Annotated in this window: 13 protein-coding genes; 6 read left to right on the forward strand and 7 right to left on the reverse strand. The window is 66.1% G+C overall.

The window, feature by feature from the left end:
* Positions 1–28: 28 nt before the first annotated feature.
* The gene (locus tag K5880_RS07775; protein WP_297650466.1) at positions 29–1,279 is read left to right on the forward strand and encodes a patatin-like phospholipase family protein; all 1,251 of its coding nucleotides are present in this window, start codon (positions 29–31) and stop codon (positions 1,277–1,279) included.
* 215 nt (positions 1,280–1,494) lie between these two features.
* Positions 1,495–2,481, forward strand: coding sequence for a magnesium/cobalt transporter CorA (corA, locus tag K5880_RS07780; protein ID WP_297650468.1), 987 nt, complete (start codon positions 1,495–1,497; stop codon positions 2,479–2,481).
* Between the two features lie 90 nt (positions 2,482–2,571).
* Here the strand turns inward: corA and K5880_RS07785 are convergent, their stop codons facing one another.
* The 6 genes from K5880_RS07785 to K5880_RS07810 all read right to left on the reverse strand — a co-directional run bounded on the left by K5880_RS07785 (position 2,572) and on the right by K5880_RS07810 (position 8,508).
* On the reverse strand, positions 2,572–3,324 hold the full coding sequence (locus K5880_RS07785) for a 5'-methylthioadenosine/adenosylhomocysteine nucleosidase (protein ID WP_297650471.1): 753 nt from the start codon (positions 3,322–3,324) through the stop codon (positions 2,572–2,574).
* Positions 3,325–3,393: 69 nt separating this feature from the next.
* Positions 3,394–5,082, reverse strand: a complete 1,689-nt coding sequence (locus K5880_RS07790; RefSeq protein WP_297650473.1) for a long-chain-fatty-acid--CoA ligase — start codon at positions 5,080–5,082, stop codon at positions 3,394–3,396.
* A gap of 177 nt (positions 5,083–5,259) precedes the next feature.
* Complete coding sequence (locus tag K5880_RS07795) at positions 5,260–6,684, reverse strand: NAD(P)(+) transhydrogenase (Re/Si-specific) subunit beta (RefSeq protein ID WP_297650475.1); 1,425 nt, start codon at positions 6,682–6,684, stop codon at positions 5,260–5,262.
* Entirely contained in the window at positions 6,681–7,004 is a 324-nt protein-coding gene (locus K5880_RS07800) for an NAD(P) transhydrogenase subunit alpha (RefSeq protein WP_297650478.1), read from the reverse strand. Before K5880_RS07800 ends, K5880_RS07795 begins: the two co-directional genes overlap by 4 nt.
* 14 nt (positions 7,005–7,018) lie before the next feature.
* Positions 7,019–7,381, reverse strand: coding sequence for an aspartate 1-decarboxylase (gene panD, locus K5880_RS07805; RefSeq protein WP_297650480.1), 363 nt, complete (start codon positions 7,379–7,381; stop codon positions 7,019–7,021).
* Entirely contained in the window at positions 7,378–8,508 is a 1,131-nt protein-coding gene (locus tag K5880_RS07810) for a Re/Si-specific NAD(P)(+) transhydrogenase subunit alpha (protein ID WP_297650483.1), read from the reverse strand. Before K5880_RS07810 ends, panD begins: the two co-directional genes overlap by 4 nt.
* Positions 8,509–8,601: 93 nt before the next feature.
* Between K5880_RS07810 and K5880_RS07815 the strand changes: the two genes are divergently transcribed.
* Complete coding sequence (locus K5880_RS07815) at positions 8,602–9,105, forward strand: NUDIX hydrolase (RefSeq protein ID WP_297650485.1); 504 nt, start codon at positions 8,602–8,604, stop codon at positions 9,103–9,105.
* Between the two features lie 16 nt (positions 9,106–9,121).
* On the opposite strand, the gene K5880_RS07820 is transcribed toward K5880_RS07815, so the two are convergent.
* Entirely contained in the window at positions 9,122–9,982 is an 861-nt protein-coding gene (locus K5880_RS07820) for a hypothetical protein (protein WP_297650487.1), read from the reverse strand.
* A gap of 36 nt (positions 9,983–10,018) precedes the next feature.
* On the opposite strand from K5880_RS07820, the gene K5880_RS07825 reads away from it, so the two are divergent.
* The 3 genes from K5880_RS07825 (at position 10,019) to K5880_RS07835 (ending at position 13,863) form a co-directional block, all read left to right on the forward strand.
* Complete coding sequence (locus tag K5880_RS07825; RefSeq protein ID WP_297650489.1) at positions 10,019–11,461, forward strand: ATP-binding protein; 1,443 nt, start codon at positions 10,019–10,021, stop codon at positions 11,459–11,461.
* On the forward strand, positions 11,458–12,375 hold the full coding sequence (locus tag K5880_RS07830; RefSeq protein WP_297650490.1) for a response regulator: 918 nt from the start codon (positions 11,458–11,460) through the stop codon (positions 12,373–12,375). Before K5880_RS07825 ends, K5880_RS07830 begins: the two co-directional genes overlap by 4 nt.
* Positions 12,376–12,471: 96 nt before the next feature.
* On the forward strand, positions 12,472–13,863 hold the full coding sequence (locus K5880_RS07835; RefSeq protein ID WP_297650492.1) for a DUF3422 family protein: 1,392 nt from the start codon (positions 12,472–12,474) through the stop codon (positions 13,861–13,863).
* Positions 13,864–13,875 lie beyond the last annotated feature (12 nt).

Below are 13,875 nucleotides of genomic sequence, written 5' to 3' on the forward strand. Positions count from 1 at the left end.
AAGCCATCGTTGCGAATCCGGAAGACCCATGTCGCTCGACACCCTGATCACCCACAACACCTTGCTGCCCCACCCGGAAGCCGCGCAGCAGGATGCCTGTGCGCTGGTGCTGATGGGCGGCGGCGCGCGAACCGCCTACCAGGCCGGCGTGCTCAAGGCCTTGGCCGCCATGCAGCCAGCGGGTGCCACGGCCTTCCCGTTTCTGTGGCTGTTCGGCACCTCGGCAGGCGCGCTCAACGCAGCCTATCTCGCCAGCCTGGCGCGCCAGGGCCTCTCGGCACTCCCGCAGCTCGCGCAGTTCTGGAGCAGCCTGCGCTCGGAACAGGTGTACCGCATCGAGGCGCCCGGGTGGGTGCGCGCCAACCGCCTGGTGGCAGGCTGGACGCTGGCGCGCCAGGTCAAGCGCCACCGCGCGCTGCTCGATACCCTGCCGCTGGTGGACACACTGCACCGCGCCATCGACCTGCAAGGCCTGGAGATGGGTCTGGCACTGGGTGCGATCCGTGCGCTGGGCGTCACGGCCTCCAGCTACACCTCGGGTGAACACTGGACCTTCTGCCAGACGGCGGCGGACGACACGGCGCAGCCCTGGCACCGGCCGGGCCGGCGCTCGGAGTTCCAGCCCATCACCATCGAGCACCTGATGGCGTCCAGCGCCATCCCCTTCCTGTTCCCCTCTGTGCCCCTGTGGGTGGACGGGCACAAGGAGTACTTTGGCGACGGTTCGATGCGCCAGCTCTCGCCGCTGTCGCCCGCCATCCACTTCGGTGCGCGCCGGGTGCTGGTGATCGGTGTGGCCCAGCCACAGCGCTCGGGCATGGGCGCGAAGGCTCAAGGCGACCCCACGGCGGGCACGATCGCTGGTCATGCCATGGCCAGCGTGTTCCACGACACCCTGCAGGCCGATGTGGAACAGGCGCAGCGGGTGAGCCAGACCCTGCTGCGGCTGCCTCCCGCCCTGGCCGGCGTGCTGCCCTACCGCCCGGTCGACGTGCTGGCCATCCAGCCGAGCTTTTCGCTCGACGAGCTCGCGCACAAGCACATCCGCGAACTGCCCGCGCCCACCCGCAACACGCTGGCGGGGCTGGGCGCGCTCGACACCGCGCGCGGCGCCGCCGGCAGTGCGGCCGCGCTGGCCAGCTACCTGCTGTTCGAACCGGGCTTCGTGCACGCGCTGATCGAGCTCGGCGAACATGACGCCTGGCGCCGAAAGGACGAGTTGATGCGCTTCATGGCGCCCCTTGCGCCAGAACATCCAGCTGCAGTGGCAGTGCCATAATCCCCCGGTTGAACAAGTCTTCGGAGATCACCATGGAAAGCACGCCCCCCAGTTGCGTGCTTTCAGCCGCTCCCCTGACCGCTTTCTGATCGCCATGCCGGGCGCGGCTGGCCGGGCAAGCGGGCGGCAAGCCGGCTGGAAGCACCCCGCTCCGCCCCCCGGGCCCGCCATGGCAGCCCGGCCTTTCAGACTGCAGTTTTCGCCGGGAGCGCCGCATGCTCAACGTATTCACCCTGGCCAATGGCCGCCTGTTCCAGGAAGAGATCGAGTCGCTCGAAGAGCTGGCACGCTTCAAGCCGATCTGGGTCGACCTGGAAGACCCCACCCCCGAAGAGCGCCGCTGGGTCAAGGAGCACTTCGAGCTCTCGATCCCGGCCGACGCGATGGACGAGGACATCGAGGAGTCGGCCCGCTTCTTCGAGGAAGACAACGGCGAGCTGCATGTGCGCAGCGACTTCCTGATCGACGACGACGAAGATCCGCGCGCGGTGCGCGTGGCCTTCATACTCAATGAGCACAACGACACGCTCAAGAGCCAGGGCGTGCTGTTCTCCATCCACGACGAGGACGTGCCGGTGTTTCGCCTGCTGCGCATGCGCGCGCGCCGCATGCCGGGACTGATCGAGGACGCCAAGGACGTGCTGCTGATGCTGTTCGACGCCGACGCCGAGTACTGTGCCGACACACTGGAGGACATCTACGACGAGATCGAGACGGTGAGCCAGAAGGTGCTCAACAGCAACGCCTCGGACAACCTGCTGAGCGAGGCGCTGTCAGCGATCGCGCGGCACGAGGACATGTCGGGCCGCATCCGTCGCAATGTGATGGACACGCGACGCGCGGTCAGTTTCATGATGCGCAGCCGCCTGCTCAGCGCCGAGCAGTTCGAGGACGCACGCCAGATCCTGCGCGACCTGGACTCGCTTGACGGACACACCGCCTTCCTGTTCGACAAGATCAACTTCCTGATGGACGCGACCGTCGGTTTCATCAACATCAACCAGAACAAGATCATCAAGATCTTCTCGGTGGCCAGCGTCTCGCTGCTGCCCCCGACGCTGGTGGCCAGCAGCTACGGCATGAACTTCGCCTTCATGCCCGAACTGCAATGGCAGTACGGCTATCCGCTGGCGCTACTGCTGATGGTGCTCTCTGCCGCGCTGCCGATGCTGTACTTCCGCAAACGCGGGTGGTTGAGATAAGCCCTCCCGCGCCGGGCTTCGCCCGTCACCCCCTCAAGGGGGCAATGCCTGCGGCCCGGCAAAGCCGGCACCGCGGCATCCTGGATGGCATCACTTCTTTCTCAGCAGCGTTTCGATGATCGCACTGCTGTAGCGTCTCGCGACCTCGCGCAGGAAGCGTGGAAAGTCCACGTGCGCGGCATCGTCGGCGCGATCGGAGATGGTGCGCACCACGGCGAGCGGTACGCCGTAATCGTGGCACACCTGTGCGAAGGCCGCACCCTCCATCTCCACCGCGAGCGCATCGGGCAGCACGTCGCGCAGCGCCTGGCTCTCGGCGGTGGTCGCGACAAAACGGTCGCCACTGATCAACAGCCCCTGGTGGCAGCGAGGCGCCTGCAGACCAAACGTTGTCAACACATCGGCACCGAGTTGCGAGGGCAACGCACTCAGCACGAGCGCGCTCGCGCTCGCCAGTCGCGCGGTCTGCACGGCGTCGGCCTCGAATGTGGCGCGCCCGTAGCCGGGCACCTCATGGCGCGGAAAGATCGGCGAGGCGTCCATGTCGTGCTGCAGGAAGCGCTGCGCCACGACCACATCACCAACGTTGACGCCATCCCCCAGACCACCGGCCACGCCAGTGAACACGATGCTCTGCACGCCGAACCGTTCGATCAAGGACGTGGCTGTGGTGGCCGCGGCAACCTTGCCGATGCCCGAGAGCACAGCGACCACGTCATGCCCATGCAGGTGTCCGCGCCAGAAGCTGCGCCCACCGACGACCTGCTGCCGCTCGTCCGGCATGAGCTCGAGCACGGCGGCCAATTCCTCGTGCAGGGCGCTGACGATGGCGGTGGTGGTCACAAGGGGCTCCTTCGGCAATGCAACAAAAAAGGCGGCCGAGGCCGCCTTTCATTGTCGCGCAGCGACGACCTACTTCTTGTCCCTCAGCTCGCGCCGCAGGATCTTGCCGACCGGCGTCTTGGGCAGTTCGGTGCGGAACTCCACCACCTTGGGCTGCTTGTAGCCCGTGAGGTGGGCCTTGCAGTAGTCGCGCACCTGGGCCTCTGTCAGACTCTCGTCCTTCTTCACGATCACCAGCTTGACGGCCTCGCCCGACTTGTCGTCGGGCACGCCGACGACGGCGCACTCCAGCACACCTGCGAGCTGGGCCACCACGTCCTCCACCTCGTTCGGATAGACGTTGAAACCGCTGACCAGCACCATGTCCTTCTTGCGGTCCACGATCCTGAAGTAGCCACGTTCGTCCATCACGCCCACGTCGCCACTCTTGAAGAAGCCGTCAGCCGTCATGACCTTGGCCGTTTCGTCAGGACGCTGCCAGTAACCGGCCATGACCTGCGGGCCCTTGATCGCGATCTCGCCAGGCTCGCCTACGGGCACTTCGTTGCCGTCATCGTCCAGGCACTTCATATACGTGTTGGGCAGGGGCACCCCGATGGTGCCGCTGTATTCGGCGCTGGTGGTCGGGTTGCAGCTGGCCGAGGGACTGGTCTCGCTCAGGCCATAGCCTTCGCAGATCGGGCAGCCCGTCTTCTCCAGCCAGAGCCTGGCCACCGCGCTCTGCACCGCCATGCCGCCACCCACCGAGACCTTGAGGTTGCTCCAGTTGACGGTGTTGAAGTCAGGGTGATTGGCCAGGCCGTTGAACAGCGTGTTGACGGCCGGGAAGCTGTGGAAGGTGTGCTTGCTCAGCTCCTTGAGCACCGCGGGCAGATCGCGCGGATTGGGGATCAGGATGGTCTTGCCGCCGGTGCGCATCGCCAGCATCATGTTCACGGTGAACGCAAAGATGTGATACAGCGGCAGTGCGCACACGCTGGTGGGCTGCTCACCTGCGGGCACCTGCTTCATCACCGGGTCGTTCCAGGCTTCGGACTGCAGCAGGTTCGCGATCACATTGCGGTGTTGCAGCACGGCGCCCTTGCTCACGCCCGTGGTGCCACCGGTGTATTGCAGCACGGCCATGTCGTCGGGCTTGATGTCCGGGCGCTTGAGCGTGCCGCGCGTGCCCTTGGCGATCGCGTCGTTGAAGCGCACGGCCTGCGGCAGGTTGAAGGCCGGCACCATCTTCTTGACGCTGCGCACCACGTAGTTCACCAGCGCGCCCTTGAGCAGGCCCAGCCGATCACCCATGGCTGCGAGCACGACATGCTTTGTCGGCGTGTTGGCGATGCACTGCTCCAGCGTGTGGGCGAAGTTCTCGATGATGACGATGGCCTTGGCGCCCGAGTCCTTGAGCTGGTGCTCCAGTTCGCGCGGCGTGTACAGCGGGTTGACGTTGACCACCACGAAACCGGCGCGCAGGATCCCGGCCACCGCCACCGGGTACTGCGGCACATTGGGCATCATGATCGCGACACGGTCGCCCTTGACCAGTCCCAGGCCCTGCAGATAGGCAGCGAACGCCTGCGAAAGGCTGTCGGTCTGAGCGAAGCTGACGTCCTTGCCCATGAAGCTGTAGGCGGTGCGGCCTGCATGCTTCTGGAAACTCTCCTCCATCAGGTGCACCAGCGAAGGGTACTGCGCCACGTCGATATCGGCCGGTACCCCGGCAGGGTAGGCACTCAGCCAGGGACGGTTGGCCGTCGGTTCGGTCATTCGGAATCTCCTCGTTCTTGTGAATACGGCAGCCGCGCATTGTCCGTGGGAAGCGAGGCGCGGGGCCTCGTGTTTTTCCCTTACGCGGGTCTGACAGACTACCCCAAAAACGCCCGCCAGGACGCCGCGCCAGTCTCACCAAGCATGCGAACTGACATGGGTTGTGAGGCTTTCGGGCTACTCGATCGCCTTGGTCATGTCCTCGACGACCTTCTTGGCATCGCCAAAGACCATCATGGTCTTGTCCATGTAGAACAGCTCGTTGTCCAGGCCGGCATAGCCCGCGGCCATGGAGCGCTTGTTCACGATCACCGTCTTGGCCTTGTAGGCCTCCAGGATGGGCATGCCGTAGATCGTGCTGCCCTTCTGCAAGGCTGCCGGGTTCACCACATCGTTGGCGCCAAGGATGATGGCCACGTCGGCCTGGCCGAATTCGCCGTTGATGTCCTCCATCTCGAACACCTGGTCGTACGGCACCTCGGCCTCGGCCAGCAGCACGTTCATGTGGCCCGGCATGCGCCCGGCCACAGGGTGGATCGCGTACTTCACCGTGATGCCTTTTTCGGTGAGCTTGTGGGCCAGTTCCTTCACCGCGTGCTGCGCGCGCGCCACGGCCAGGCCGTAACCTGGCACGATCACCACCGTCTCGGCATTGCCCAGCACGAAAGCCGCGTCGTCGGCGCTGCCGCTCTTGACGTTGCGCTGCACCGCGCCGCCTGCCGCCGCCGCACCGGCCTCGCCGCCGAAGCCACCCAGGATCACGTTGAAGAACGAGCGGTTCATCGCCTTGCACATGATGTAGGAGAGGATCGCACCCGACGAGCCCACCAGCGAACCGGCGATGATCAGCATCGAGTTGTTCAGGCTGAAGCCGATGCCGGCCGCAGCCCAGCCCGAGTAGCTGTTGAGCATGGACACCACCACCGGCATGTCCGCGCCGCCGATGGGGATGATGATCAGCACGCCCAGGATGAAGCCCAGCGCGATCACGAGCACGATGTCGATCCAGCTCTGCGAATGCCAGAAGCCGAAGATGAAGAAGACCGTGGCCAGGCCCAGCAGCAGGTTGAGCTTGTGCTGGCCCGCGAACTGCACCGGCGCGCCCTGGAACAGGCGGAACTTGTACTTGCCCGAGAGCTTGCCGAAGGCGATCACCGAGCCACTGAAGGTGACCGCGCCGATGAAGGCGCCCAGCGCGAGCTCGATGCGGTTGCCGCCCGGAATGGGATCGCCCTGGGCCACGATGCCGAAAGCCCAGGGTTCGGCCACCACGGCCACCGCGATGCAGACCGCAGCCAGTCCGATCATGCTGTGCATGAAGGCCACCAGCTCGGGCATCTTGGTCATCTCGACCCGCTTGGCCATGATGGCGCCGATGGTGCCGCCCACCAGCAGGCCGCCGAGCACCCACACCATGCCCTCGGCCTTGCCGCCGGCGAGTTCGACGATGAGCGCGGCGGTGGTGAGGATGGCAATCGCCATGCCGCTCATGCCGAAGAGGTTGCCGCGGATGGATGTGGTGGGGTGGGACAGGCCCTTCAAGGCCTGGATGAAGCAGACGCTGGCAACGAGGTACAGCAGCGTGACGAGGTTCATGCTCATTGGGCAGCCCCTTCAGCGGCGGGCGCCTTGCGCTCTTTCTTCTTGAACATCTCCAGCATGCGCCGCGTGACCAGGAAGCCGCCGAAGACGTTGACCGCCGCCAGCGCCACCGCCAGCACACCCATGGCCTTGCCCAGGTTGGTCTCGGTGAGTGCCGCGGCCAGCATGGCGCCGACGATGACGATGGCCGAGATCGCGTTGGTCACGGCCATCAGCGGTGTGTGCAGCGCCGGCGTGACGTTCCACACCACGTGGTAGCCCACGTAAATGGCCAGCACGAAGATGATGAGGTTGAGCACGGTGGGGGATACGGCTTCCATGGGATCTCCTCGGTTCAGGTTTTCTTGATCTCGTTGATGCGGTTGCCATCACCGAGCAGCACGACGCGCGGCTTCCAGCCGTCCACGGCCGCGTCGTCCACCGGCGCGTAGGTGCAGATGATCAGCAGGTCACCCACATGCGCCTTGCGCGCGGCGGCGCCGTTGAGCGAGATGGCGCCCGAGCCGCGCGCGGCCTTGATGATGTAGGTGGAGAAGCGCTCGCCGTTGTTGACGTTGTAGAGCTCGATCTTCTCGTACTCGCGCATGTCGGCGGCATCGAGCAGGTCCTCGTCGATGCCGCAGGAGCCTTCGTAGTGCAGGTCGGCCTCGGTCACGGTGGCGCGGTGCAGCTTCGCGCGCAGCATCACGCGGCTCATGTGCGCTTGACCTCGCCGTTCTGCGTCATCAGGCAGGCGGCCACGATGTCGTCTTCCATGTCCACGTGCAGCGCGCCGTCCTTGTTGACGATGAGCTTGAGGAAATCGAGCACGTTGCGCGCGTACAGCGCCGAGGCGTCGGCGCCCACCATGGCGGCCAGATTGGTCTCGCCCACCAGGGTCACGCCGTGCTTGACGACGGTCTTGTCGGCCTCGGTCAGCGGGCAGTTGCCGCCCACGCCATCGGCTCCCTTGCCCGCGGCGATGTCCACGATCACGCTGCCCGGCTTCATGGACCGGACCATGTCCTCGGTGATCAGCACCGGCGCGGCACGCCCGGGGATGAGCGCGGTGGAGATGACGACGTCGGCCAGCGCCACGCGCTTGGCAACCTCGGCCTTCTGGCGCTCCAGCCAGCTCGGCGGCATGGGTCGCGCGTAGCCACCCACGCCCTCGGCCGCCTCCTTCTCCTCGGCCGTCTCGTAGGGCACGTCGATGAACTTGCCGCCCAGCGACTCGATCTGTTCCTTCACGCTCGGGCGCACGTCGGAGGCCTCGATCACCGCGCCCAGGCGCTTGGCGGTGGCGATGGCCTGCAGGCCGGCAACGCCCACGCCGAGGATGACCACGCGCGCGGCCTTGACCGTGCCCGCTGCCGTCATGAGCATGGGGAAGAAGCGCTGGTAGTGGTGGGCGGCCAGCATCACGGCCTTGTAGCCAGCGATGTTGGCCTGAGAGGACAAGACGTCCATGCTCTGCGCGCGCGTGGTGCGCGGCGCGGCTTCCAGCGCGAAGGCCGTGAGCCCGGCGCTGGCCATGCGCTGCAGGCCAGCGGCGTCGAAGGGGTTGAGCATTCCCACGACGGTCGCACCCGACTTCATCTGCGCGAGTTCGTTATCGAACGGTGTACGCACCTTGAGCACCAGCTCGCAGCCCAGCGCGCCGGCCGCATCGGTGATCTCTGCGCCCACGGCGCTGTAGGCCGCGTCGGTGGCACTGGCAGCCACGCCTGCACCCGACTGAACACGCACCGTGTGTCCCTGGGCCACGTACTTCTTCGCCGTCTCCGGCGTCACGGCCACGCGGGTTTCGCCCACTGTGGTTTCAGCGGGTACGCCTATCTGCATGAAGGTCTCCTCACTCGCGGGTTGGATGAAACTTCGGGCGAGCTTACCTGAAAGCCATTGGGCGGCCCATGGGGCAGCACCATAATGCGCGCCATGGAACCCCGATGGAAACCGAGCGTCACCGTGGCCGCCGTGATCGAGTGTGATGGCCGATACCTGCTGGTGGAAGAGCACACTGCAGAGGGCCTGCGCCTGAACAACCCGGCGGGCCACCTGGACCCGGGCGAGAGTCTGCTGGATGGCGTGGCGCGCGAGACACTGGAAGAAACCACGCACCGCTTCACCCCCACGGCCCTGGTGGGCGTCTACCTCTCGCGCTTCCAGCGCGAGGGCCGCCACGGCGCACCTGATGAAGACATCACCTACCTGCGCTTTGCCTACTGCGGCGAACTGGGCGAAGCGGTGGCCGGGCGCGCGCTGGACACCGGCATCGTGCGCACGCTCTGGATGACGCCTGACGAGGTCCGCGCGAGCGCCGCGCGCCATCGCAGCCCGTTGGTGCTGCGCTGCATGGAAGACCATCTGGCGGGCCAGCGCCACCCGCTGTCGATGGTGTTCACCGACCCATCGGTCACCGCCGATCCCTCGCCTCGCTGAGGACCGAGCCTGGGTGTCAGGCGTCCGCCGACGGCGACGCGCCACGAGGCGCACCCCTGACCAGAGGCGCGCGCAACAGGAAGCACGGACCGCGACCCGGCACGAGGCCGCCAGGGTGGCCGGCCAGTTCAATGACGCCGTCGGGGACACCTGTGTGCGCATGGTGCACGGCACTCCAATTCCTGGCGGCGACGGCGGCCCCGGCTGCGGGTTCCACAAGACCTCGGGCTGAATCGCGACCAAGCCAGCCACCGCGAAACGCGGCTTTGTTCAAAACGTGTGGTCCGCGCCATACCACCACTGCAGTATTTTCAATGCCCCCCTGACGTGCAATGCCTGATTGCACCCCGGACAGAGAAATTCCGCACAACTTCATTTGCTGCCTGCGGCTGCCAGCATTCGCTGAAGGAATGCGGCGGAAAAATACTGCCCATGTGGTATGTGCTCTGCTTTCCAGCAAAACTAACATCCCGCCCCGCGTCCGTAGTTCATTGAATTTCATGGTTTTTCTCAAGAATATGTCGGAAATCGCGCCGACAACCATGAACAAGAAGATCTCAATATGCCCCCCCGCTTCAGCTTGACCCACCATTTCACCATTGCAAGTCTCATTGCATTTGCACTGGTTGCAATCACACTGATTTATTTCCAGATTCGCCAATCCGGTTTCTTCCACCACATCCAGCAGAAAGAAATTCAATTGGCGCAGGAAATGCAGGATGAGCTGATTGCCCGCGTGGAATTGACCGCTCGCCAGAACCTGCTGGACAGCCAGGAGCATGGTCAGACCAACCTGGCGCGGATGTTCTCCAACGCACTCTGGAACAGCGATTTCGCCCCGTTCATGGAACAGGTCCGGGGCGTTGATTTCAACCATTGCCGCTTCCTGCGAGACAGCGCGGGCGGCGCAACCATGCCGCCTCCGGGCGAAGGTGCCAGGGCGTGCTTCGCAGCCCAGGGGGACCTGATCCGTGCGATGCCGCGCTTTGCCTCGCTGGACGCGAAGGTACGCGCTGCCATGCGGGGCACTTCGGTCTTCAGGATCGCGGTGTACGACCTCCAGGGCGTCACGGTCTATTCCTCGGAACATGCCCGGATCGGAGACGACAGATCCACCAGCCCGGGCTGGCTCGGCGCCGCACGCGACGGCAGGGTGATCAGCACGCTGACGCACGGCGAGAGACCCAGCGCCTCGCAGGGCGGGGTGGAAAGCCGCGATCTGATTGCCAGCTACCTGCCGCTCAAGGCACCGGGTTCCGACAGCCCCGTGGGCGTCATCAAGGTCGAGACGGACATCACGCCGTTCCTGCGACAGATTCAGGCCACGTCCCTGGCCTTGCGGCACACCGCCGACAACCGCCAGGAACGCGCCGCGCGGAAGGCGCTGGACATCCGCGAGCAGGTCGACCAGGGCGCGCGCACCCAGCTCGTGGTGCTCGCGACGCTGCTGGCCATGTTGTATCTGGTGCTGCTGGCCATCGTTCGGCGGGCACAGAGGTTGATCGAAAAACAGGCGCAGGAGAGCGACGCGACCAAGCAGCGCATGGCCCAGACCGAGAAGATGACCTCGCTGGGGCGCATGGTGGCAGGCGTGGCCCACCAACTCAACACGCCGCTGGCGTTCTCGAAAAGCAACGTGTTCATGACCATCCAGGCGCTTGACAACATGGTGCCCGCCATCGAAAGCAGCGCCCGCATGCTCGAGAAGGAGGTTGCGGGAGACCCGGACGCAACGCAGCCGCATGATCTGGACGGGCTCGGCATCGGTTCGTCGCTGGGCCAGATTCCCGACGAATTGCGCACGGCACAGGAGATGCTGGGTGATGTGCTGATGGGCATGGACCAGATGCACGAACTGGTCGACAACCTGCGCGCCTTCACACGCGTGGACCGCACCAGAACCACCCAGGTTGATCTCAATCGCACGCTCTCCGCCGTGGTGTGCGTCGCCCGCTCGGTGGTGTCCACCAAGGTCCGCGTGGCCGAGGCGTTCCAGGACGTGCCGCTGATCGACTGCAACGTGTCGCAGCTCAACCAGGCGTTCCTGAATCTGATCATCAATGCCGCTCAGGCCATTCGAGGCGCCGGCACCGTCACCGTGGCCACCAGCGTCGAGCAGGGCGAGGTGTGTGTCGAGGTCGTGGACACCGGCTGCGGCATTCCAGACCGCATACTGCCTCATATCTTCGACGCCTACTTCACCACCAAGCCCGCGGACGAAGGCACAGGCCTTGGGCTGGCCATCACCAAGGATGTCGTGGACCAGCACGGTGGCAGGATCGAGGTGGACACCCAGGAAGGCGTGGGCACGCGCTTCCGGGTCTTCCTGCCCCTGTCTGCAAGGGGGACAGCGTGAACGTCGGCGTCACCAAGCCCCATGTGCTCTGCGTGGACGACGATCCCAACGTGCTGCGCGCGCTGCAGTGGTTGCTCCGGAGCCAGTTCACGGTGTCCACCACAACCGATCCGCAGGAAGGTCTTGCGCGCCTGCGCGGGCTGCCGTTTGAAGTCGTCATCAGCGACCATCGCATGCCCGGAATGCCCGGCACCGAATTCCTGCAGCAGGCCCGGATCGAGTCGCCCAACACCATGCGCCTGTTGCTCACCGGCTTCTCGGACTTCACCGACGTCATGGACTCGGTCAACGCCAGCGAGGTGTTCCGCTTCATCCAGAAGCCCTGGGACAACCAGGTGCTGCTGGACACCATCGCCTATGCCGCGCTGGTGGCTCGGCACCTGCCCCTGGACGGTTCGGCCGGGGTGTTCAGGACGAAAAAGGGCAGCGACATCCAGGTCACCGGAGACGAAATTGTTCTGTTGCTCGACCCCGACCCCCTCTCCGAGCAGCAACTGCGCAAGGCACTGGGCGAAGACATGGTGATGTGCTGGGCCAGGGACATGGCCGAGGCGGCCGACTTGCTCACGCACCATCGAGTGGCCGTGCTGCTGCTGGAAACCCACGTCGGCCCGGCGCCCACCCTCGACCTGATCCGCGCGGTCAAGCGCAGCCAGCCCGAGATCGTTCCCATGGTGCTCAGCGCCGAACGCGACAGCCACGCGATCCGCAGACTGATCAACGAGGGCCAGATCTATCGCTTCCTGGGCAAACCGGTCGGTCCCCGCTACGCCCGGCGGATGGTCCGCGCGGCACTCGCGAAGCACCGCGAGCTGCTCGCGCACCCGCTGCGCGCCGCCCGCCATGCGGTGCAGGACCCACTGCCGCCAGGCCACGGGCGCGCCGGCGCACCAGCATCCCCGGCGCAACGGTAGCGAACTTGCGGCCACTGCGTGGCCGCTCCCGCCGTCGGGGCCTCATGCACTTTGGTGGCCATGGCATACAGTTGCAGCCTGAGCCCGCCCATTTCCATGAACGCCACCACCGCACCAGCCGACCCACCGCCGGGTGTTGCCCGCAGCCCTGCGGCGATCCGCCTGCTGCCGCCCGACGACGCGCTGCGCACGGAGTTGCACAACGAGGTGCACGCCCGGCCCTCGGCGCGCATCCGCCTGCCCGCACTGATCGTGTTCGTGGCCGTGCTCAACGAGGGTGTCAGCCGCGAGCAGGAATGCGAACATCTGCGCCGCCTGCCCGGCCAGCAGGGGCTTTTGCCCGAACAACTGCGCGGCAACTTCCTGCGCCTGCGTTTCGACGAACACACGCTCAAGTGGGAACGCCACACGGAGTTCACCCGCTATTCCATCGTGCAACCCCTGCCGGCGGGTGCCGGTCTGGGTGCCAGCGACCCGGCGCTGCTGGACGCGATCGTCGCCCCGCCCGGGTGGCTGGCCGACATCCCCGGGCGCACGGTAGCGGCGATCAAGCTGGTGATGCTGCAGGCCGATCTGCCGGGTGCCAGCGCCGACGCCCAGGCCGCTCTCATGGCCCCTGCCCAGCACTGGTTCGGCGGGCGTGCCGTGCTCGCCTCCCAGCTGGGCGGCGGCCATTCCTGGGCGGTCACCGACTTCCGCCTGCATCCCTCGGGTTTCGAGCGCATGCTGGTGATCGCACCCACCGGCACCAGCGACTCGAGGGCCGGACGCATCTCGCAGCGCCTGCTTGAACTCGAAACCTACCGGTTGATGGCGCTGCGTGGCCTGCCAGTGGCCAAGGCGCTGGGGTCCATGCTGGCGCAAGCCGAAGCCCAACTCGCCGGCATCACCGCGCGGCTGGAGGGCAAGTCCACCTCCGAGCAGGAACTGCTGGACCAGCTGGTCTCGCTGGCCGCACGGGTCGAACGCGCCATCGCGGAGAACACCTACCGCTTCGCGGCCACGCGCGCGTACGACACGCTGGTGGCGCAGCGCATCGCCGAGCTGCGCGAGATGCCCATTCCCGGCACACAGACCATTGGCGAATTCATGCAGCGGCGCCTGTCACCGGCCATGGCCACGGTCGCGGCGAGCGCGCAACGCCTGGCCTCCCTGTCCGAACGCATCTCGCGCGCCAGCGCGCTGCTGCGCACGCGGGTGGACATCGTCACAGAGGCGCAGAACCAGCAGTTGCTGGAGAAACTCACGCGCGGCCAGGCCATGCAGCTGCATCTGCAGACCACGGTGGAAGGCCTGTCGATCGCCGCCATCTCGTACTACGTGGTCAGCCTGCTGCTCTATGTGGCCAAGGGTGCCAAAGCCGCCGGCCTGCCGCTGCAGCCCGAGGTGGCCGTGGGTGCGCTGATTCCCCTGGTGCTGTGGGCCGTGTGGCGCACCACGCGGCGCATACATGCGCGCCTGGGCTCGCCCGGCGATTCCGGGCACTGAGCCGCGGCGGGC

The organism is Hydrogenophaga sp. (genome assembly GCF_025699295.1).
Lineage (GTDB): Bacteria > Pseudomonadota > Gammaproteobacteria > Burkholderiales > Burkholderiaceae_C > Hydrogenophaga.